The sequence below is a fragment of the Cellulomonas phragmiteti genome, assembly GCF_016862775.1.
Classification (GTDB): Bacteria; Actinomycetota; Actinomycetes; order Actinomycetales; family Cellulomonadaceae; genus Cellulomonas; species Cellulomonas phragmiteti.
On the sequence record NZ_BONP01000007.1, the window covers coordinates 26,638 to 44,696 of the forward strand.

At 76.6% G+C, this 18,059-nt stretch carries 19 protein-coding genes; 9 read left to right on the plus strand and 10 right to left on the minus strand.

What is annotated here, in order from left to right:
* Positions 1 to 19: 19 nt before the first annotated feature.
* The gene (locus tag Cph01nite_RS07565; RefSeq protein ID WP_203672890.1) at positions 20 to 811 is read right to left on the minus strand and encodes a transglutaminase-like domain-containing protein; all 792 of its coding nucleotides are present in this window, start codon (positions 809 to 811) and stop codon (positions 20 to 22) included.
* 173 nt (positions 812 to 984) lie between these two features.
* Between Cph01nite_RS07565 and Cph01nite_RS07570 the strand changes: the two genes are divergently transcribed.
* From Cph01nite_RS07570 to Cph01nite_RS07580, 3 genes are all read left to right on the plus strand, one after another.
* Positions 985 to 2,160, plus strand: coding sequence for a glycosyltransferase (locus Cph01nite_RS07570; protein WP_203672892.1), 1,176 nt, complete (start codon positions 985 to 987; stop codon positions 2,158 to 2,160).
* 71 nt (positions 2,161 to 2,231) lie between these two features.
* Complete coding sequence (locus Cph01nite_RS07575; RefSeq protein ID WP_203672894.1) at positions 2,232 to 2,780, plus strand: hypothetical protein; 549 nt, start codon at positions 2,232 to 2,234, stop codon at positions 2,778 to 2,780.
* Between the two features lie 30 nt (positions 2,781 to 2,810).
* A complete protein-coding gene (locus tag Cph01nite_RS07580; RefSeq protein ID WP_308439428.1) occupies positions 2,811 to 3,071 on the plus strand; it encodes a DUF6457 domain-containing protein in 261 nt (86 codons plus the stop codon).
* Here the strand turns inward: Cph01nite_RS07580 and mobA are convergent.
* From mobA to Cph01nite_RS07605, 5 genes are read right to left on the minus strand one after another with little or no spacing between them, the layout of a single operon-like run.
* On the minus strand, positions 3,043 to 3,654 hold the full coding sequence (gene mobA, locus Cph01nite_RS07585; RefSeq protein ID WP_203672898.1) for a molybdenum cofactor guanylyltransferase: 612 nt from the start codon (positions 3,652 to 3,654) through the stop codon (positions 3,043 to 3,045). The two genes, Cph01nite_RS07580 and mobA, sit on opposite strands and share 29 nt — an antisense overlap.
* Before the next feature lie 49 nt (positions 3,655 to 3,703).
* Positions 3,704 to 4,423 carry an ATP-binding cassette domain-containing protein gene (locus Cph01nite_RS07590; RefSeq protein WP_203672901.1) on the minus strand — a complete coding sequence of 240 codons (720 nt, stop codon included), beginning with the start codon at positions 4,421 to 4,423 and terminating at the stop codon, positions 3,704 to 3,706.
* Positions 4,420 to 5,220: a molybdate ABC transporter permease subunit gene (gene modB / locus Cph01nite_RS07595; RefSeq protein WP_239069121.1), complete on the minus strand. Its 801-nt coding sequence runs from the start codon at positions 5,218 to 5,220 to the stop codon at positions 4,420 to 4,422. The genes Cph01nite_RS07590 and modB overlap by 4 nt, the downstream gene beginning before the upstream one ends.
* Positions 5,221 to 5,255: 35 nt before the next feature.
* Positions 5,256 to 6,023 (minus strand): molybdate ABC transporter substrate-binding protein, encoded by a 768-nt coding sequence (modA, locus tag Cph01nite_RS07600; RefSeq protein WP_239069122.1) that lies wholly within the window; start codon positions 6,021 to 6,023, stop codon positions 5,256 to 5,258.
* A gap of 17 nt (positions 6,024 to 6,040) precedes the next feature.
* Positions 6,041 to 6,439: a TOBE domain-containing protein gene (locus Cph01nite_RS07605; RefSeq protein WP_203672905.1), complete on the minus strand. Its 399-nt coding sequence runs from the start codon at positions 6,437 to 6,439 to the stop codon at positions 6,041 to 6,043.
* A 133-nt stretch (positions 6,440 to 6,572) separates the two neighbouring features.
* Here Cph01nite_RS07605 and Cph01nite_RS07610 point away from each other — a divergent pair, with 133 nt between their 5' ends.
* Positions 6,573 to 7,028, plus strand: coding sequence for a molybdenum cofactor biosynthesis protein MoaE (locus Cph01nite_RS07610; protein ID WP_203672907.1), 456 nt, complete (start codon positions 6,573 to 6,575; stop codon positions 7,026 to 7,028).
* A 2-nt stretch (positions 7,029 to 7,030) separates the two neighbouring features.
* On the opposite strand, the gene Cph01nite_RS07615 is transcribed toward Cph01nite_RS07610, so the two are convergent.
* Together Cph01nite_RS07615 and moaA are read right to left on the minus strand one after the other, a co-directional pair.
* A complete protein-coding gene (locus Cph01nite_RS07615) occupies positions 7,031 to 7,288 on the minus strand; it encodes a MoaD/ThiS family protein (RefSeq protein ID WP_308439425.1) in 258 nt (85 codons plus the stop codon).
* A gap of 5 nt (positions 7,289 to 7,293) precedes the next feature.
* Positions 7,294 to 8,343 carry a GTP 3',8-cyclase MoaA gene (gene moaA, locus Cph01nite_RS07620; protein ID WP_203672910.1) on the minus strand — a complete coding sequence of 350 codons (1,050 nt, stop codon included), beginning with the start codon at positions 8,341 to 8,343 and terminating at the stop codon, positions 7,294 to 7,296.
* A gap of 87 nt (positions 8,344 to 8,430) precedes the next feature.
* Between moaA and Cph01nite_RS07625 the strand changes: the two genes are divergently transcribed.
* Genes Cph01nite_RS07625 through Cph01nite_RS07635 form a run of 3 tightly spaced genes read left to right on the plus strand, consistent with a single transcriptional unit; the run spans position 8,431 to position 10,644 of the window.
* Positions 8,431 to 9,678, plus strand: a complete 1,248-nt coding sequence (locus Cph01nite_RS07625) for a molybdopterin molybdotransferase MoeA (protein ID WP_203672911.1) — start codon at positions 8,431 to 8,433, stop codon at positions 9,676 to 9,678.
* Positions 9,675 to 10,154: a cyclic pyranopterin monophosphate synthase MoaC gene (gene moaC / locus Cph01nite_RS07630; RefSeq protein ID WP_203672913.1), complete on the plus strand. Its 480-nt coding sequence runs from the start codon at positions 9,675 to 9,677 to the stop codon at positions 10,152 to 10,154. Before Cph01nite_RS07625 ends, moaC begins: the two co-directional genes overlap by 4 nt.
* Positions 10,147 to 10,644, plus strand: coding sequence for a MogA/MoaB family molybdenum cofactor biosynthesis protein (locus tag Cph01nite_RS07635; RefSeq protein WP_203672915.1), 498 nt, complete (start codon positions 10,147 to 10,149; stop codon positions 10,642 to 10,644). Before moaC ends, Cph01nite_RS07635 begins: the two co-directional genes overlap by 8 nt.
* Before the next feature lie 10 nt (positions 10,645 to 10,654).
* Here Cph01nite_RS07635 and Cph01nite_RS07640 read toward each other — a convergent pair whose 3' ends face one another.
* Both Cph01nite_RS07640 and Cph01nite_RS07645 read right to left on the minus strand, forming a co-directional pair.
* Complete coding sequence (locus tag Cph01nite_RS07640) at positions 10,655 to 11,842, minus strand: ThiF family adenylyltransferase (RefSeq protein WP_203672919.1); 1,188 nt, start codon at positions 11,840 to 11,842, stop codon at positions 10,655 to 10,657.
* Positions 11,839 to 12,180: a cupin domain-containing protein gene (locus Cph01nite_RS07645; protein ID WP_203672920.1), complete on the minus strand. Its 342-nt coding sequence runs from the start codon at positions 12,178 to 12,180 to the stop codon at positions 11,839 to 11,841. Before Cph01nite_RS07645 ends, Cph01nite_RS07640 begins: the two co-directional genes overlap by 4 nt.
* Positions 12,181 to 12,451: 271 nt before the next feature.
* Here Cph01nite_RS07645 and Cph01nite_RS07650 point away from each other — a divergent pair, with 271 nt between their 5' ends.
* Positions 12,452 to 13,873: an MFS transporter gene (locus Cph01nite_RS07650; protein WP_203672921.1), complete on the plus strand. Its 1,422-nt coding sequence runs from the start codon at positions 12,452 to 12,454 to the stop codon at positions 13,871 to 13,873.
* A complete protein-coding gene (locus Cph01nite_RS07655) occupies positions 13,873 to 18,027 on the plus strand; it encodes a bifunctional nitrate reductase/sulfite reductase flavoprotein subunit alpha (RefSeq protein WP_203672923.1) in 4,155 nt (1,384 codons plus the stop codon). The genes Cph01nite_RS07650 and Cph01nite_RS07655 overlap by 1 nt, the downstream gene beginning before the upstream one ends.
* Positions 18,028 to 18,059 lie beyond the last annotated feature (32 nt).

Genomic DNA, 18,059 nt, shown 5'->3' on the forward strand with positions numbered 1-18,059 from the left:
CGCGGGTGCCTCGACGGGGTCAGCCGATCGACACCAGGTCGCGGACGTCGTCGTCGGGCAGGACGTCGGCGACGGCCGAGACGACGATCTCGCGCAGGTCCGCGGTGCCGCGGTGGACCGACAGGAACGCGGTGTCGGACGCGTCGCGGCCGGTGGCGATCCGCACGAGGGTCGACCGCGGCGCGAGCGTCGTCGCGTCCACCACCCGCCACCGCCCGTCCACCCAGGCCTCGGCGACCGCGTGGAAGTCCATGGGGTCCAGCCCGGGGGCGTAGACGGCGACCACGCGTGCGGGGACGTCGAGCGCGCGCAGCAGCGCGACGACGAGGTGCGCGTAGTCGCGGCACACGCCCTGGCGCGCCAGCAGCGTGCGGACGGCGCCGTCGGTGGGCAGGCTCGCGCCGGGGACGTACGCCAGTCGCGTGCCGACCCACGAGCTGACCGCCGCGAGCAGGTCGACGCCCGCCAGCCCGCGGAACTCCGCGCGGGCGGTCGGCGCCAGCACGTCGGACTCGCAGTAGCGGCTCGGCCGCAGGTACACCAGCTCGTCCGACGCGGCGCCCGGCTCCTGCTCGACGCGGCCGGACACGGTGGCGCGGTAGTCGACGGTCAGCGGCCCGGGGTCCACGTCGAGCACGTGCAGCCGGGTCCCGTGCGGGTCGACCACCTCGCGCGCCTGCACGGGGCGCCCGGCCGAGGTCACGGTCAGCAGCTCGCTCGGGTCGTGCACGGCCGCGACCGCGACCTCGAGCACGAGGCGGGCGGGCGAGGTGACCTCGAGGGACAGGTGGGCGGTCATGTCGCGCTTCACGTGCGTCATGCTGGCAGAGCGCGCCCGCGCCCGCGCGGGCGCGGAGTCGCGCACCCGGGTGCTCGAAGCGTTTAGGGCCCGGCGTCCCTTCGGACTCCCGGGCCGGGTCGGCTACCGTGTCAGCACCTTCGCCAGTGTGGGCGAGGACGTCGGAGAGCAGAGCGAGGCCCGTCATGACCGCAACGCCCGAGCAGGGGGACACGCTCGTCACCGTCATCGTGCCGACGTTCAACGAGGCCCCGAACGTCGCCGAGCTGGTGCGGCGCGTCGGCGAGGCGACCCGTGGCCTGCGGGCGGCCCTGCTGTTCGTCGACGACTCGTCGGACGACACCGCCGACGTCGTGCGGGCGGTCGCCCCCACCGCCGAGCTCCCCGTCCGGGTGATCCACCGGGACGCCCCGGTGGGCGGCCTCGGTGGTGCGGTGCTCGAGGGCGTGCGCGCGACCACGTCGCCCTACTTCCTCGTCATGGACGGCGACCTGCAGCACCCGCCGGAGCTGATCGGCAGCCTCGTCGCGCGGGTGCAGGAGCCCGACGTCGACGTCGCGGTCGCGTCGCGCTACATCGGGGACGGGTCGAGCGCCGGGCTGTCGGGCGTGGTCCGTCAGGCGGTCTCGTCGACCTCGACCGCCGTGACGCGCGCGATGTTCCCCGTGCGGCTGCGGGACTGCTCCGACCCGATGACGGGGTTCTTCGCGGTCCGCCGGTCCGCCGTGGACCTCGAGGCGCTGCGCCCGCGCGGCTTCAAGATCCTCCTCGAGATCCTCGCCCGGCACCCGATGAGGGTCGTCGAGGTGCCGTTCGTGTTCGGCTCGCGCTTCGCCGGGGAGTCGAAGGCGAACCTCGCCCAGGGCGTCCACTTCATGTGGCAGCTCGCGGGTCTGCGCTTCGGTCGCATGTCCCGGTTCGCGATCATCGGCGGGATGGGTGCCGTCGCCAACGTCGCGATCGTCGCGCTGCTGACCTGGCTGGGCGCGCCGTGGCTGCTCGCGGCGCTCGTCGCCGCGGAGCTGACGATCGTCGGCAACTTCCTCCTCCAGGAGCGCTTCGTCTTCCGGGACCTGCGCCACGAGGGCAAGGGGGTCTGGGCCAGGTTCGGGCAGTCGTTCACGTTCAACAACGTCGAGACGCTGATCCGGATGCCCGTCATGGCGCTGCTCGTGGAGACCATGCACGTGGCCGCCGTGCTCGCCACCGCCATCACCCTGGTCGTCGCGTTCGTCGTGCGGTTCACGTTCCACTCGCGCGTGGTGTACCGGCCGCGCGAGTCGAGCCGGCGTGAGCGCATGGTCGAGCGCGAGGCCGCGCAGGCCGGTCCGCCGCCGGCCCCGCGTACCGAGAGCGTCTGACGGCGGCGTCCCGGCGTGCGCGGCGCACCCGCGCACCGCAGGATCGAGGGACGCCGACCCAGGAGGACGCCATGGCGCAGCAGCCCGACCCCCGCGTCGACCTCACGCTCGTCCGCACGTACATCAACGACCACATCACCGGTGCCAGCGCGGTCGCCGCGCGCGTCGAGCGCATGAGCCGCAACCTCGACGAGGGCGAGGACGCGGCCGCGCTCGCGCTGCTCGCGCGCCAGCTCCGCGAGGAGCGCGGGATCCACGAGGCCACGGCACGCGACCTGGGGTTCTCCCTGTCGCGGTGGAAGCACGTCGCCGCGGCGCTGGCCGAGCGGGTGGCCCGGCTCAAGCCCAACGGCCGGGCCTGGAGCAGGTCCCCGCTGTCCGTCGTGCTCGAGCTGGAGATCCTGCGGTCCGGGCTGGAGGGCAAGCGGCTCGGCTGGATGACGTTGCGCGAGCACGCCGACGCGCTCGGGCTGGACGGGGACCGCCTGGACGCGCTGGTGGAACGGTCACGCGAGCAGGCCGACGTGGTCGAGGAGATCTCGGCGCGGCGACGGGCCGGTGCCTTCGACGCCCCGCGGGCGCACGACGCCTCCGCCACGCCGCCGCCCGGCGACGTCTAGGCTGCGGGCACGGAGGTGGCGGTGGACGCGATGCAGGACTGGACCGGGCAGGTCGCCCCGGCACTGGGGGTCGACCCGGCGCTGGTCACGGCCACCCAGGACGCCGTCCTGGACATGGTGCGCGACGTGGCGCACGGTGTCGTGCGGCCGGCCGCACCGCTGACCGCGTACGTCGTGGGTCTGGCGGCGGGCCGCGCGGGCGCGCACGGCGAGGACGTCGCGGCTGCGGTCGCCGCCGCGCTCGCCGAGGTCGACGCGCTGCTCAGCGCCCGGCGTCCGGCGACCGGCTGACGCCCTCGACGACCCGGCGCGCGGCGGCGAGGTCGTCGGCGTCGTCGACGTCGAGCGCGGTCGCGGCGCCCACGTCCACGAGGACCGTGCGCAGGCCGTCGGCCAGGAGCCGCGCCGGGCGGTCGCGGACCTCGCCCGTCAGCCGGTGGCCCAGCGCGGTGAGCCGGTAGGCGGCCAGGAGCGGTTGCGCGCGCCCGTCGGGACCGCGCGCGAGCGCGGCGTCGGCCGCCGGCGCCTCCTCGAGCGCGGAGAGCAGCGGGGCGACGGCCGCCGCGGCGAACGGCTGGTCCCCGGCCAGCACGACGACGACCTCGGTGCCGGGGTGCGCGCGCGTCCCGGCCGCCACGCCCGCGGCCGCGCCCGCGAACGGACCCGAGCCGGCAGGCTCCTCGCGGGTCCACAGCACGGCGGGCACCACGTCCTGCCGTGGCCCCACCACGACGACCGGCCAGGGCCGCAACCCGTCCACGAGCCGCTGGAGCACGGACCGGCCCCCGACGTCGATCGCGGTCTTGTCCACGCCGCCGAGGCGGCGGGCCGTGCCACCGGTCAGGACGACGACGAGCGCGGGGACGGGAGCCACGACGGCCACGCTACGACCTGCGTGACGACCTGCGAGCCGCCCGGCGTGCTCAGGCGAGTCCCGCGACGACCTGCTCGACGTAGGGGGTCGACGGTGCGGCGACCACGCCCGCGGGGGTGCCGCGCTGCACCTCGGCCCCGTCCTGCAGGACCAGGAGCACGTCCGCGAGGTCGAGGGCGTCGCGCAGGTCGTGCGTGACGACGACCGCGGGGATCCCGCGCGCGACGGCGCGGCGCACGACGGCGCGCACCGGGGGGCGGGTGGCGGCGTCGAGCGCCCCGAACGGCTCGTCCAGCAGCAACGCGCGCGGCCGGGCGGCCACGGCGCGCGCGACGACCACGCGCTGCGCCTGGCCGCCGGAGAGGCGGTCGGCCCGCGTCCGGGCGTGGCCCGCCAGGCCGACGTCCGTGAGGAGCGCGTCCGCGGCGGACCGCGCGGCGGCGGCCGCGACCCCCTGCGCCCGTGGCCCGAACGCCACGTTCTCCCGTGCCGAGAGGTGACCGAACAGCAGCCCGTCCTGCAGCGCGACCCCGAGGCCGCGCTCGTGGGGCGGCAGGTGCCGCCCCGTGGCCGCGTCGGCCAGGTCCTCGCCGCCGAGGCGGACGTGGCCGGCCGTCAGGGGGACCAGGCCCGCGATCACCTCGAGGAGTGTGGACTTGCCGCTGCCGTTGGGCCCCATGACGGCGAGGACGGACCCGGGCGGCACCCGGAGCGCGACGTCCAGCCGGAACCCGCCGCGCGCCACGCGGACGTGCGCCTCGAGCGTCATGCGCGCACCCGCGTGGTGCGTGCCGCGTGCGCCGCCGGCAGGCCGCCGAGCCACCGGCCGCGCAGCGCGACGAGCACGGCGACCGAGAGCAGGAGCAGCAGCACGGACATCGCGACGGCCTGCTCGGGGGCCGTGTCCAGGGCGAGGTAGACGGCCAGCGGCATCGTGCGCGTCGTGCCGGGGAAGCTGCCGGCGAACGTCACCGTGGCGCCGAACTCCCCGAGCGCGCGCGTGAAGCACAGGGCGGCACCGGCCGCCACGCCGGGGGCGACGCTCGGCAGCGTCACGCGGCGCAGCACGTAGGCGGGCGAGGCGCCGAGGGTCTGCGCGGCCAGCGCCCGGCGCCGGTCGGCACCCCGGAGCGCACCCTCGACCGCGAGGACGAGGAACGGCAGCGACACGAAGAGCTGCGCGAGCACCACCGCGGCCGACGTGAAGGGCACGGTCACGCCGAACCAGGTGTCGAGGGAGCGACCCAGCAGGCCGCGGCGGCCCAGCAGGAGCAGCAGGGCGACGCCGCCGACCACCGGCGGCAGGACGAGTGGGACCGTGACGAGCGACCGCAGCAGCCACGCGCCGCGCAGGTCGTCGTGCGCGAGGACCCAGGCGAGCGGCACACCGAGGACGAGCGCGACGAGGGTGGTGCAGGCGGCGGTGAGCAGCGACAGGCGCAGCGCCTGCAGCACCGCGGGGTCGGCGACGAGCGCGGGCAGGTCCGACCACGGGGTCGCGAGCAGCAGGGCGACGAGCGGCAGGACCAGCACGCCGGTCCCGACGACCGCCAGGACGACGAGCACGCCGCCACCCGGCGACCTCAGGAGCCGTGGCGGGCTCACGGCAGCCCGAACCCGGCGTCGGCCAGCACCCGGCGCCCGGCGGGCCCGAGCAGTGCCGCCACGACGACGGCAGCCGCCTCGGGTCGGGGTGCCGTGGGCGAGGCGAGCGCGAGGTGCTCCGTCACCACCTGCACGGCCTCCGGCAGCTCGATGCCCTCGACGGCGTCCGCCCCGGCGACCACGTCGGTGCGGTACACCAGCCCGGCGTCCGCCTCGTCGAGCCGCAGGCGCGCCAGGACGCCGCGCACGTCCCGCTCGTAGGTGTCGGGGGCCGGGGTGACCCCCGCCCGGGCCAGGACCTGGACCGCGAGGTCCCCGCACGGCACCTCGGGCGCGCACAGCGCGACGGTCAGTCCCGGGTCCGCGAGGTCGGCCAGCGACGTCACGCCCCCCGGGTTGCCCGCGGGGACGGCGAGCTGCAGACCGTTGGTGGCTACGACGACCGGTGAGCCCCCGACGGCGTCCGTCGCCAGCCCCATCGTCTCGGCGCTCGACGTGACGAGCACGTCGGCCGGGGCGCCGGCGGCGACCTGGGCGGCCAGGGTGGAGCTGGCGCCGAAGGCCGTCCGGACGGTCAGGCCCGGGTGCGCGCGCTCGACCTGCCCGGCGATCTCACCGACCACGTCGGTCAGGGAGGCGGCCGCCAGGACCACGACGGTGCCGTCGAGCCCGGCGCCCACCTCGCCCCCCGGGTGCGGGGCGGGCGACGGTGCCGCCGCGCACCCGGCCAGCGCGGTGACCAGGACGAGCCCGAGAGCCGCCACGCGGCGTCCTGGTCGGCTCATCGGTCCGCGGTGTGCTCGACGGCGACGTCGGTCGCCTTGACGGACGCGACCGCCACCACGCCGGGCTCGAGGCCCAGCTCGTCGGCGGACTCGCGGCTGATGAGGGAGACCACCCGGTACGGCCCGGCCTGGATCTCCACCTGGGCCATGACCGTGTCGCGGACCACCCGCGTGACGATGCCCCGCAGCCGGTTGCGGGTGGACCGGTGGCTGCTGCCGGGCTCGGGCTCCGTGCCCAGCGACTGCGCGAGCGCGGCGAGGGCCACGCCGTCCACCTCGTGGGGGCCGCCGGCGGGGCGCGTCGAGGCCAGGCGGCCGGAGTCGATCCAGCGGCGCACGGTGTCGTCGCTGACCCCGAGGAGCGTCGCGGCCTCGGTCACGCGGTAGGTGGGCACGGGGCGAGCCTAGACCTCGCGCCGCGGATGCGGCGGCGCGCGCCCTATCGCGCCGCAGGTGCGGTCCGCGGGCGGTCTCGCTCGAGAGGGAGCCCGCACCCGGCGGCACCCGCGGGCGCCCTAGGCTGGCCGCGTGACCGCCGACGACTCGCGCCTGCGCCCGCCCGCCCGTCGCGTCGTGCTCGCACGGGTCACGGCCGACGCGCTCGACGTGGACGAGCTCGCGCGCGCGGTCGGGGACGCCGCCGCCGGGGCGGTCGTGACCTTCGCCGGCGTGGTCCGCGACCACGACCGGGGGCGCGGCGTCACCGCGCTGGAGTACGTCGCGCACCCGGACGCCGAGGACGTCGTGCGGCGCGTCGTGGCCGACGTCGCCGCCCGCAGCGACGTGGACGCCGTCGCGTGCGCGCACCGGGTGGGTGTGCTCGCCGTGGGGGAGTGCGCCCTCGCCGTCGCCGTGTCGGCGGCCCACCGCCGGGAGGCGTTCGCGGCCGCGGCGATGCTCGTCGACGAGATCAAGACGCACCTGCCGGTGTGGAAGCGTCAGGACCTGGCGGCCGGCGGGCACGAGTGGGTCGGCAGCGCCTGAGCTCAGCCGCCGGCGAAGGGCGGGAGCACGTCCACCCGCGTCGGCGCTCCCACGGGGGCGTCGCGGTCCCGGTGCAGCACCCCGTCGACGAGCAGCGCGCACCGCGCCGCGACGTCGCGCAGCGCCGGCCCGTGCCGCTCGGCCAGCAGGTCCAGCAGGCCACCGACGGTCGTGCCCGCCGGCAGCAGCACCTGCTCGGCCCCGCGGCCGGCCGCCTCGGCGGCCGCGGCGAAGTACCGCACCTCCACCGGTGTCGTCATCGCCGTCATCCCCCGATCGCGCTCATCGTCCGGGCCGGCTGCAGGAAGGTCGGGTCGTCGATGCCGTGCCCGGCCGCCTTGCCCCGCATCGCGGCACGCCACGCGTCGGCGATCGCCGCGTCGTCCGCCCCCGCGCGCAGCAGGCCGCGCAGGTCGTCCTCGTGGCGCGCGAACAGGCAGCTGCGGACCTGACCGTCGGCCGTGAGCCGCGTCCGGTCGCAGGCGCCGCAGAACGGTCGCGTCACCGAGCCGATCACGCCGACGGTCGCACCGGGGTGCCCGCGCACGTGCCACGTCTCGGCCGGGGCCCCGCCGCGCGCGCCGTCCGGCTCGGCCTCCAGGTCGAAGGCGGCCGCCAGTGCGTCGAGGATCTCCCGGGCCGTGACCAGGTCGTCGCGCTGCCACGACCCGTGCGGGCCCAGCGGCATCTGCTCGATGAAGCGCAGGTGGTACCCGTGCTCGAGCGCCCACGTGAGCAGGGGCACGGCCTCGTCCTCGTTGACGCCCCGGACCAGCACGGCGTTGACCTTCACCGGCCCCAGCCCGGCGGCCGCGGCCGCCGCGAGCCCCGCGAGCACGTCCCCGTGGCGGTCCCGGCGCGTGATCCGGGCGAACCGCACCGGGTCCAGGGAGTCGAGGGACACGTTGACACGGTCGAGCCCGGCGTCCGCCAGCGACCGCGCACGCTTGTCGAGCCCCAGCCCGTTGGTCGTCAGGGCCGTCCGCACGGGGACGCCGTCGGCCGTGCGCAGCGCCGCCGCGGCAGCCACGATGCCCTCCAGCCCCCGCCGCAGCAGCGGCTCGCCGCCCGTGAACCTGACCTCCCGGATGCCGAGCAGCTCCACGCCGACGCGCACCAGCCGCACGACCTCCGCGTCGGTGAGCACCGTCTCGTCCGGGGCCCACGGCAGACCCTCGGCCGGCATGCAGTACGTGCAGCGCAGGTTGCAGCGGTCGGTCAGGGACACCCGCAGGTCGGTCGCCACCCGGCCGTACCGGTCGACCAGACCCCCCTCGCGCGGCGCCGCGGCGCCGGCGGCGCTCACGGCTCGCATCCCGCGATGATACGGACACCCGTCGACGCGGCGGCGGACGTCCCGCGGCCGGACGGTCCGCCGCGACGGCGGCAGTAGGTTGGGCGCATGGTCGACGCACCCGCCGGAGCCGCCCTGCCGGCGCGCAGCGTCCGCTCGCTCGACGAGCACGCCGCCGCGGTGCTCGCGCTCGCGGGCCCGCTGCCGGCCGTGACGCTCCCGCTCGCGGCGGCCCGGGGGAGCGTGCTGGCCGCCGACGTGGCCGGCGCGGTGGACCTGCCCCCGTGGGACAGCTCGGCGATGGACGGGTACGCCGTGCGGGCGGCCGACCTGCGCCCGGGCGCGGTGCTCGACGTGGTCGACGACGTTCCCGCCGGTGACACCCGCAGCGTGCGGCTGCCGCCCGGTGCCGCGGCCCGCCTCATGACCGGTGCACCGGTGCCGGACGGGGCCGACGCCGTGCTCCCCGTCGAGCTCACCGACGGCGGCACCGCGCGGGTCCGCGTCGAGGACGTCGTTGCCGCGGGTGCGCACGTGCGGCGCCGCGGCGAGGACGTGCGCGCCGGGCAGGTCGTGCTGCGGGCGGGCGACGTGCTCGGTGCGGGGGCAATCGGCCTGCTGGCCGCGACCGGGCACGCCCGCGTCGAGGTGCACCGCCGACCCCGCGTCGCCGTGCTGTCCACGGGCTCCGAGCTCGTCGCCCCGGGCGAGCCGTTGCAGCACGGGCAGATCCACGAGTCCAACGGACCGCAGCTGGCGGCCGCCGCAGCCGCCGCCGGCGCCGAGGTCGTGGCCGTCGCGGTGGTGCACGACGACGTGGCCGTCGTCCGGGAGGCGCTGGCCGGCCTGGCTGCGCGTGCCGACGTCGTCGTCACGACCGGGGGCGTGTCCGTCGGCGCGTACGACGTGGTCCGGGACGCGCTGCTCGCCGGCGGCGACGCGCAGCTCGTGCACGTGCGCATGCAGCCCGGCAAGCCGCAGGCGGTCGGGATCCTCCCGGACGGCACACCGGTGCTGGCCCTGCCGGGCAACCCCGTGAGCTCGTTCGTGTCGTTCGAGGTCTTCGTCCGACCGCTGCTGCGGCGCATGCTCGGCGCGCGCCAGGTGCACCGGCGCACCCTCACCGCGTCGCTCGCCACGGAGGTGCGCTCGCCGGCGGGCCGGCGCCAGCTGCTGCGCGCGTCCCTCGGCTGGACCACCGGGACGCCCGTCGCGACGCCCGTCGGCGGGCCCGGCTCGCACCTGCTCGGCGCGCTCGCGCGCGCCGACGCCCTCGTCGACGTCCCGGAGGACGTCACGCACCTGGCGGCGGGAGCACCCGTGGCCGTCATCGACCTCAGGGAGCACGACGCGTGACCGAGCACGACCGACTGACCCACGTCGACGCCCACGGCGCCGCCCGCATGGTCGACGTCGCCGAGAAGGACGTCACGGTCCGCAGCGCGCGCGCCACGGGACGCCTCGTCACCACGGCGCAGGTCGTCGCGCTGCTGCGCGGCGAGGGCGTCCCGAAGGGCGACGCGCTCGCGGTCGCGCGCATCGCGGGGATCCAGGCCGCCAAGCGCACCCCGGACCTCGTGCCGCTGTGCCACCCCATCGCGATCCACGGGGTGAGCGTCGACCTCGAGGTCGTCGACGACGGCGTCACGATCGACGCACGCGTGCGCACCGCCGACCGCACGGGCGTCGAGATGGAGGCACTGACCTGCGTCGCGGCCGCCGGCCTGACGCTCGTCGACATGGTCAAGGCCGTCGACCGGGGTGCGCACCTCACCGACCTGCGGGTCGAGGAGAAGACCGGCGGGCGCAGCGGGACGTGGACGCGTGACTGACGCGGCCACCGCACCGCTCGCGGTCGTCGTGACCGCGTCGGACCGCGCCGCGACCGGGACGTACGACGACCGCTCGGGACCGCTGCTCGTGGAGGGCCTGCGGGCGCTCGGCCTGCGGGTCGACGACGCGGTCGTCGTCCCCGACGGGGCGCCGGTGGAACGCGAGCTGCGCCGCGCGGTGGACGCCGGCGCGGCGCTCGTCGTCACGACCGGTGGCACGGGGCTCGGGCCGCGCGACCTCACGCCCGAGGCGACGCTCGCGGTGGTGGACCGCCCGGTCCCGGGGATCGCCGAGGCGCTGCGTGCCGACGCGGTGCGTCGTGGCGTGCCGGCGGGTGTGCTGTCACGCGGCGTGGCCGGCGTGGCCGGTCGCACGCTCGTCGTCAACGTCGCGGGCTCGACCGGCGCCGCGCGTGACGCGATCGAGGTGCTGAGCGCGGTGCTGCCGCACGCGTTGTCCCAGCTGGCGGGCGGCGACCACCCGGGCTGAGCCGGGCCGGTCACGCGCCCCGCACCGCGGCGTCGGGGGTGGCGGTGGCGCGGTCCTGCGCCGCGAGCCGCCACGCGGCGACGCCGCCGGGCAGGTGACGGACGTCGCGGACGCCCGCCGCGCGGGCCAGCGCCGCGGCGTGCGCGGCCCGCGCTCCGAGGCGGCAGACCAGCACGAGCGGGCGGTCCGGGTCGAGGGACGCGAGCATCTGCTCGGTGACGAACTGCGCGAGCGGCACCGCGCGCACGCCCGGCAGCGGGTGGGCGCTCGCCTCCGGCGCGTCGCGCAGGTCGACGACGTCGACGGCACCGGCCGCATGGGCCGCGACCAGCGTCGCGAGGTCGTCCGCACCTGCCGCGCTCCCGGGCCCCGCGCCGCGGTCGGGGGCGGTGCCGGCACGGGGTACCGCCCGGTCGGTCCGTCCCTGCGCACGCCGGACCGGCACCTCCTGCCACGTCCCGGCGAACGCGTCGTGCACCGCGACCCGACCCAGCAGCGTGCGCCCGGAGCCGCAGAGCAGCTTGACGACCTCGATCGCCATCGCCGCGCCCGCCGCGGCGCAGACCGCCCCCAGGACGCCGTCCACCGCGCACGAGGGCACCGTCCCCTCGGACGGTGGGCCGCCGAAGACGTCGCGCAGCCCCACGCCCTCACCCACGGGCGGGCGGGACCAGAACGTGCTCACCTGCGCGTGCCCCCGCTGCAGGGAGCCCCAGACCCAGGGGCGCCCCAGCTCCGCGCAGACGTCGTCGACGAGGTAGCGGGTCGGGAAGTTGTCGGTGCCGTCGACCACCACGTCGTACGCGCCCAGGAGCCCGCCCGCGTTTCCCGGACCCAGGCGCACCGCGTGCGGCACGACCTCGAGGTGCGGGTCGAGCCCGCGCACCGCGTCCGCGGCGGAGTCGACCTTGCGGCGCCCGACGTCCGCGGTGCCGTGCACGACCTGGCGCTGCAGGTTGGAGACCTCCACGACGTCGTCGTCGACAATCCCCAGGGTGCCGACGCCGGCCGCCGCCAGGTACAGCAGGACCGGTGACCCCAGCCCGCCCGCGCCGAGCACGAGCACGCGGGACGCGAGCAGCCGACGCTGGCCGACCTCGCCGATCTCGTCGAGGGCGAGGTGCCGCGCGTACCGGGCCACCTGGTCCGGCGTGAGCGGCGGCCCGGGTGCGACCAGCGGCGGCAGCGCGCTGCTCATCCGTGCGGCCGCGTCGCGACGCCCGTCACCGTGGTGAGCAGCACGACGCTGTCCTCGAGCGCCACCACCGCGTGCCGCTCGTGCGTCAGCGTCCACAGCTCGCCGCCGCGCACCTCCTGCTGCACGTCCTCGCCGGCCTCCACCCGCACGTGGCCGCTCAGGGCCTGCAGGCTCGCGGCGGGCGGTGAGGAGTGCTCACCCAGGCGGGCACCCGCGACGAGCGCGAGCACGGTCTGGCGCAGCTCGCCGTCGTGCACGACCAGCTGCGCGCTGCGCCCGTGCGGGTCGGTACGGGCGGCGTCGAGGAGCTCGGTGGCCAGGGCGTGGAGGTCGGGCATGGGTCGATCCTCGCAGGCGCCGGTGTCGGCCGGGTTGCGGGCGCCTCACGGGTCCGCGGCCGCGAACCCGTGTCCGCAGTTCTCACACGTGCGGCCCGGTGCGTGTGCGCGGAACGTTCGCGCCCGGTCACGTCCGCGTGCGACCGGGCGAAACACGGCGCACCTAGCGTCACATCCCGACGCCGGCACCACGCCGCCTCGACCACCGGGCCGCTGCCCGGCCCCGACGCCCCACCCGCGCCGCGCGCGGCCCGACGCCCGGAGGCTCCACGTGACCCAGACACCGACGACTCCCGCACCCCCCGAGGACGCACCGGCCCTGCCCACCGCGACCACCGCGCACGGACCCGGGACGGTCGTCCTGACCTCGCCCGGCGTGACGCCCGAGCTCGTCCGGCACCGCGGACGCTGGCTCCACGGCTGGAACCCCGAGGCCGCCGACCAGTGGCAGGACGTCGGTCGCGCGGTCGCCCGCCGCAACCTGGTGCTGTCGATCTTCGCCGAGTTCCTCGGGTTCGCCGTGTGGGCGCTGTGGAGCATCGTCGTCCCGCAGCTGCCCGACGCGGGCTTCGCGCTCACCCCCGACCAGATGTTCTGGCTGATCGCCGTCCCCTCGCTCGTCGGCGCGACCCTGCGGATCCCGTACACGTTCGCCGTGCCGATCTTCGGCGGCCGCAACTGGACCATCGTGTCCGCGCTGCTGCTGCTCGTGCCCGCCGGTGCGCTCGCCTGGGCGGTCCAGCGGCCGGACCTGTCGTTCACGGTCCTGCTGGTCGTGGCCGCGCTCGCGGGCGTCGGTGGCGGCAACTTCGCCTCCTCCATGGCCAACATCTCGTTCTTCTACCCCGAGCGGGAGAAGGGCCGGGCCCTGGGGCTCAACGCCGCGGGCGGCAACATCGGCACGGCCGCCGTCCAGCTGGCCGTCCCGCTGGTGATCGTCATCGGCGCCGGCGTGCACCTCGAGCGGGCGGGCCTGATGTTCGTGCCGCTCGCGGTGGTCGCCGCGGTGCTCGCCTGGCGCTACATGGACAACGTCAAGGACGCCGCGACCGACCCGCGGGCGTACGGCTCCGCGGCGCGGCAGAAGCACACGTGGATCATCTCGTTCATCTACATCGGCACGTTCGGCTCGTTCATCGGCTTCTCCGGGGCGTTCCCCACGCTGCTGCGCAACGAGTTCCCGGCCATGACGCTGTCGATCGCGTTCCTCGGTGCGCTCGTCGGCTCGATCGCTCGGCCCGCCGGCGGGATCCTCGCCGACAGGTTCGGCGGAGCACGCGTCACGGTGGCGGCGTTCGCGGTCATGGCCGCCGGGACGGTCTCGGCGATCCTCTCGCTGCGGTCCGGGTCGTTCGGACTGTTCTTCGGCTCGTTCCTCCTGCTGTTCCTGGCGACGGGCGCCGGCAACGGCTCGGTGTACCGCATGATCCCGGCGGTGTTCCGCCACGGTGCCGGGGACGCGACGGACCGGGCACGGCGCGCCAAGGTCGCGGCCGGGTGCATCGGCATCGCCGGTGCCGTCGGCGCGATCGGCGGGTTCCTCATCCCGCGCGGCTTCGCGATCTCGACCACGCAGACCGGAGGGATCGAGGCCGCGCTGTGGGTCATCGTCGGGATGTACGCCGTCATGGCCGCGACCACGTGGCTCGTGTACGGCCGGCGCACCTCGGCGTTCGGCGACGCCCTCATCTGATGACGCTCACGACGACCGCGCAGCACGAGCGCACGGCCGCGACCCAGGTCGCGACCGTGTGCTCGTACTGCGGCGTGGGCTGCGGCATCGTCCTCGACGTCGGCGACGACGGCACCGTGCAGCGCGCCAGCGGCGACCGGTCGCACCCGGCGAACGCGGGCCGCCTGTGCACCAAGGGCGCCACGAGCGCGACCATGCTCGCGGCGGGCGGGCGCCTGACCACGGCGCTCGTGCGCACCGAGCGCGGCGCGGCCCCCGTCCCCGCCGACGTGGACGCCGCGATCGCGACGGTCGCGCACCGGCTGCGCGAGATCCTCGACCGTCACGGCCCCGACGCGCTCGCCCTGTACGTCTCCGGGCAGATGAGCATCGAGGCGCAGTACCTGGCCAACAAGCTCGCCAAGGGCTTCTGGCGGACCAACCAGATCGAGTCCAACTCGCGGCTGTGCATGGCCAGCGCCGGCACCGGGTACAAGCTGTCGCTGGGCTCCGACGGTCCGCCCGGGTCGTACGAGGACGTCGACCACGCCGACGTCTTCCTCGTCGTCGGTGCGAACATGGCGGACTGCCACCCGGTGCTGTTCCTGCGGCTCCTCGACCGCGTCAAGGCCGGCGCCAGGCTCATCGTCGTGGACCCGCGCCGCACGGCCACCGCCGACAAGGCGGACCTGTTCCTGCAGGTGCGACCCGGCTCCGACCTCGCGCTGCTCAACGGGCTGCTGCACCTGCTGGTCGAGGCCGGTGCGGTCGACGAGGAGTTCGTCGCCGAGCACACGCAGGGCTGGGACGCCATGCCCGCGTTCCTCGCCGACTACCCGCCCGACGTCGTCGAGCGGCTGACGGGCGTCCCCGCGGCGGACCTGCGCGCCGCGGCCGCGCTGATCGCCGGCGCCGGCAGCTGGGTGTCGTGCTGGACGATGGGCCTCAACCAGTCGACGCACGGCACGTGGAACACCAACGCCCTGATCAACCTGCACCTCGCGACCGGCGCGATCGGGCGGCGGGGGAGCGGACCGTTCTCCCTCACGGGCCAGCCCAACGCCATGGGCGGGCGCGAGATGGGGTACATGGGCCCGGGCCTGCCAGGCCAGCGCAGCGTTCTCGACGCCGACGACCGGGCGTTCTGCGAGGACCTGTGGGGCGTCCCGCGCGGCACGATCCGCGCCGACGGCGTCGGCACCGGCACGGTCGACATGTTCCGTCGGATGGCCGACGGCGACATCCGCGCGTGCTGGGTGGTCTGCACCAACCCGGTCGCGTCGGTCGGCAACCGCCGCACCGTGATCGAGGGGCTCGAGCGCGCCGAGCTCGTCGTCACGCAGGACGTCTTCGCCGAGACGGAGACCAACGCGTACGCGGACGTCGTGCTGCCCGCGGCGATGTGGTCGGAGGCCGACGGCGTCATGGTGAACTCCGAGCGGACCATGACCCTCGCGCGGCGGGCGCTGGCCGCACCGGGGCAGGCGCTGCCGGACTGGGAGCTGATCGCCCGCGTCGCGACGGCCATGGGCTACGAGGGCTTCGCGTACGCCTCCGCGCAGGAGGTCTTCGACGAGCTGCGCCAGGCGTCCAACCCGCGCACCGGGTACGACCTGCGCGGCGTCACGTACGACCGGCTGCGGCGCGAGCCCGTCCAGTGGCCCTGCGCGTCGAGCGAGGCCCCCGCCCGCAACCCGCTGCGCTACCTCAACGACGGCGAGCACCAGCCGGTCCTGGTCCACCCCGACGGGGCACGCCCGCGCCTCGCCTTCGCCACACCCACGGGCCGCGCCGTCTTCCACGCCCGCCCGCACGCCGACCCCGCCGAGATGCCCGACGACGACCACCCGTTCTGGTTCACCACGGGGCGCGTGCAGCACCAGTGGCACACCATGACCAAGACGGGCAAGGTGCCGGCCCTCACCAGGCTCGAGCCCGGCCCGTACGTCGAGGTCAACCCTGCCGACGCCGCCCGGCTCGGGCTGGCCGACCGGGCTCCCGTCGAGGTCGCCTCGCGCCGCGGGCGGGCCGTGCTGCCCGTCGTCGTCACCGACCGCGTCCCGGCCGGCACCTGCTTCGCCCCCTTCCACTGGAACGACGTCTTCGGCGAGTACCTCGCCGTCAACGCGGTCACCAACGACGCCGTCGACCCGCTGTCCTTCCAGCCCGAGCTCAAGGCGTGCGCGGTCGCCCTGACGCCCGTGGCCGTCGTGGCACCCGACCCCGACCCCGAGGTCACCCGCCCGGCGGACGGCGGCGTCCCGCTCGACGGTCCGGCGACCATGCGCGCGCTCGCGGCGGCCCTCGGGGTCGACGACGTCGCACCGCCGGCGCTCGGCGACGACGAACGGCGCTACCTCGCGGGTTTCCTCGCCGGCCTCGGCGGCGGCGCGGCCGGGACACCCGTCCTGCCGCCGACCGCGCCGCTGCGCGGCGACCACGCGCTGTGGGTCGACGGCGTCTTGGCCGGGATGTTCTCGCGCGCCCCCGTCGCGCCGGCGTCCGCGACGCCCACCCGCACGGTCACCGTCCTGTGGGCCTCGCAGACGGGCACGGCCGAGGAGCTCGCCGCCACCGTCGCGCGCCGCCTCGCCGACGCGGGCCGCACCCCCCGCGTCACGGCGATGGACGACGTGCTCGACGACCTCCCGCGCCACGGCGACGTCGTCCTGGTGACCAGCACGTTCGGTGACGGCGACGCACCCGACAACGGCACCGCGCTGTGGGAGCTGCTCGCCGACCCGCAGGCGCCCTCGTTCAGCGGCGCACGGTTCGCCGTGCTCGCGCTGGGCGACGCGACGTACGACCGGTTCTGCGGGCACGGCCGCCGTCTCGACCACCGGCTCGCCGAGCTGGGCGGTCACCGGCTGGTCGAGCGGCTCGACCGCGAACCGGGGGACGACGCCGCCGTCGAGCGGTGGGTGACCGGTCTCCTCGAGGCGCTGGCCGGCGGGCCGGGCGCCGACGAGGCCGCGGGCACGACCGCACCGCGCCGCCCGACGACCACCGCACCCGTCGACGCGGCGCCCGCGGCGCCGACCCGGGCGACCCGCGCCACGCCCGGCAGCGCGCGGGTCGTGGGTCGGCGCCGCCTGGGCGGGACGGGGTCGGCCAAGGAGGTGCGCGAGATCCTCCTCGACACCTCGGCGAGCGCGCTGCCGGTGACCTACGCAGCGGGCGACGCGCTCGCGGTCCGCCCGGTGACGCCGCTCGCCCTCGTCGAGGAGTGGCTCGCGGTGACGGGCCTCGACGCGGACGCACCCGTCGTCCTCGACGGCGGGACGCGTCCGCTGCACGACGCCCTGCGGACCGCGCTCGACCTCGGCCGGCCGGCGCCGATGCTGCTGCGGTTCGTCGCGGAGCGCGCCACGGGCACGGCGGGTGCCGACCTGCGGCGCCTGCTGCGCAGCGAGGACCGCCAGGACCTCGCGGCCTGGACGTGGGACCGCGGCGTCGTCGACGTGATCGCCGAGCACCCGCTCGAGGCGAGCGCACAGGAGTGGGTCGACGTGCTGCGCGCGATGCAGCCGCGTGCGTACTCCATCTCCTCGAGCGCGCTGGTCGACCCGCAGCGCGTGCGGCTCACGGTGTCGGTCGTGCGGTACGCGAGCGCCGCCGGCCGGGCACGCGGGGGGACGTGCTCGACGTTCCTCGCCGACGCGGAGGACGGCACCGAGGTGAGCGTGCACGTGCAGCCCAGTGCGCACTTCCACCCGCCCGCCGACGCGGGTGCTCCCACCGTGATGATCGGTCCGGGCACCGGGGTCGCGCCGTTCGTGGGCTTCCTGGCCGAGCGTGAGGCGCGGGGGGACACCGGCGACAACTGGCTCGTGTTCGGCGAGCAGCACGCAGCGACCGACTTCTGGTACCGCGACGAGCTCGAGGGGTGGCGTGCGCGCGGCGTGCTGACGCGCCTGGACACCGCGTTCTCCCGCGACCAGCGCCAGAAGGTCTACGTGCAGGACCGGCTGCGCGAGCACGGACCGGCCCTGTGGTCGTGGCTCGAGCGTGGTGCGCACGTGTACGTGTGCGGCGACGCCGCGCGGATGGCGCCCGACGTGGACGCCGCCCTGCGCGAGGTCGTGGCCCGGCACGGCGCCCTGGACGCGGGCGAGGCCGACGCCTACGTCAAGCGGCTCGTGGCGGAGCGGCGCTACGCGCGCGACGTCTACTGACGCGGTCGCGCGTCCCCGTCGCCCGGGGACGC

Bases quoted from the DNA above. Each gene is read 5' to 3' on its own strand.
- Cph01nite_RS07570 (WP_203672892.1), top strand. From the start codon at position 985: ATGACCGCAACGCCCGAGCAGGGGGACACGCTCGTCACCGTCATCGTG.
- Cph01nite_RS07575 (WP_203672894.1), top strand. From the start codon at position 2,232: ATGGCGCAGCAGCCCGACCCCCGCGTCGACCTCACGCTCGTCCGCACG.
- Cph01nite_RS07580 (WP_308439428.1), top strand. From the start codon at position 2,811: ATGCAGGACTGGACCGGGCAGGTCGCCCCGGCACTGGGGGTCGACCCG.
- Cph01nite_RS07590 (WP_203672901.1), bottom strand. From the start codon at position 4,423: ATGACGCTCGAGGCGCACGTCCGCGTGGCGCGCGGCGGGTTCCGGCTG.
- Cph01nite_RS07615 (WP_308439425.1), bottom strand. From the start codon at position 7,288: ATGACGACACCGGTGGAGGTGCGGTACTTCGCCGCGGCCGCCGAGGCG.
- moaA (WP_203672910.1), bottom strand. From the start codon at position 8,343: ATGCGAGCCGTGAGCGCCGCCGGCGCCGCGGCGCCGCGCGAGGGGGGT.
- Cph01nite_RS07625 (WP_203672911.1), top strand. From the start codon at position 8,431: ATGGTCGACGCACCCGCCGGAGCCGCCCTGCCGGCGCGCAGCGTCCGC.
- Cph01nite_RS07640 (WP_203672919.1), bottom strand. From the start codon at position 11,842: ATGAGCAGCGCGCTGCCGCCGCTGGTCGCACCCGGGCCGCCGCTCACG.
- Cph01nite_RS07645 (WP_203672920.1), bottom strand. From the start codon at position 12,180: ATGCCCGACCTCCACGCCCTGGCCACCGAGCTCCTCGACGCCGCCCGT.
- Cph01nite_RS07655 (WP_203672923.1), top strand. From the start codon at position 13,873: ATGACGCTCACGACGACCGCGCAGCACGAGCGCACGGCCGCGACCCAG.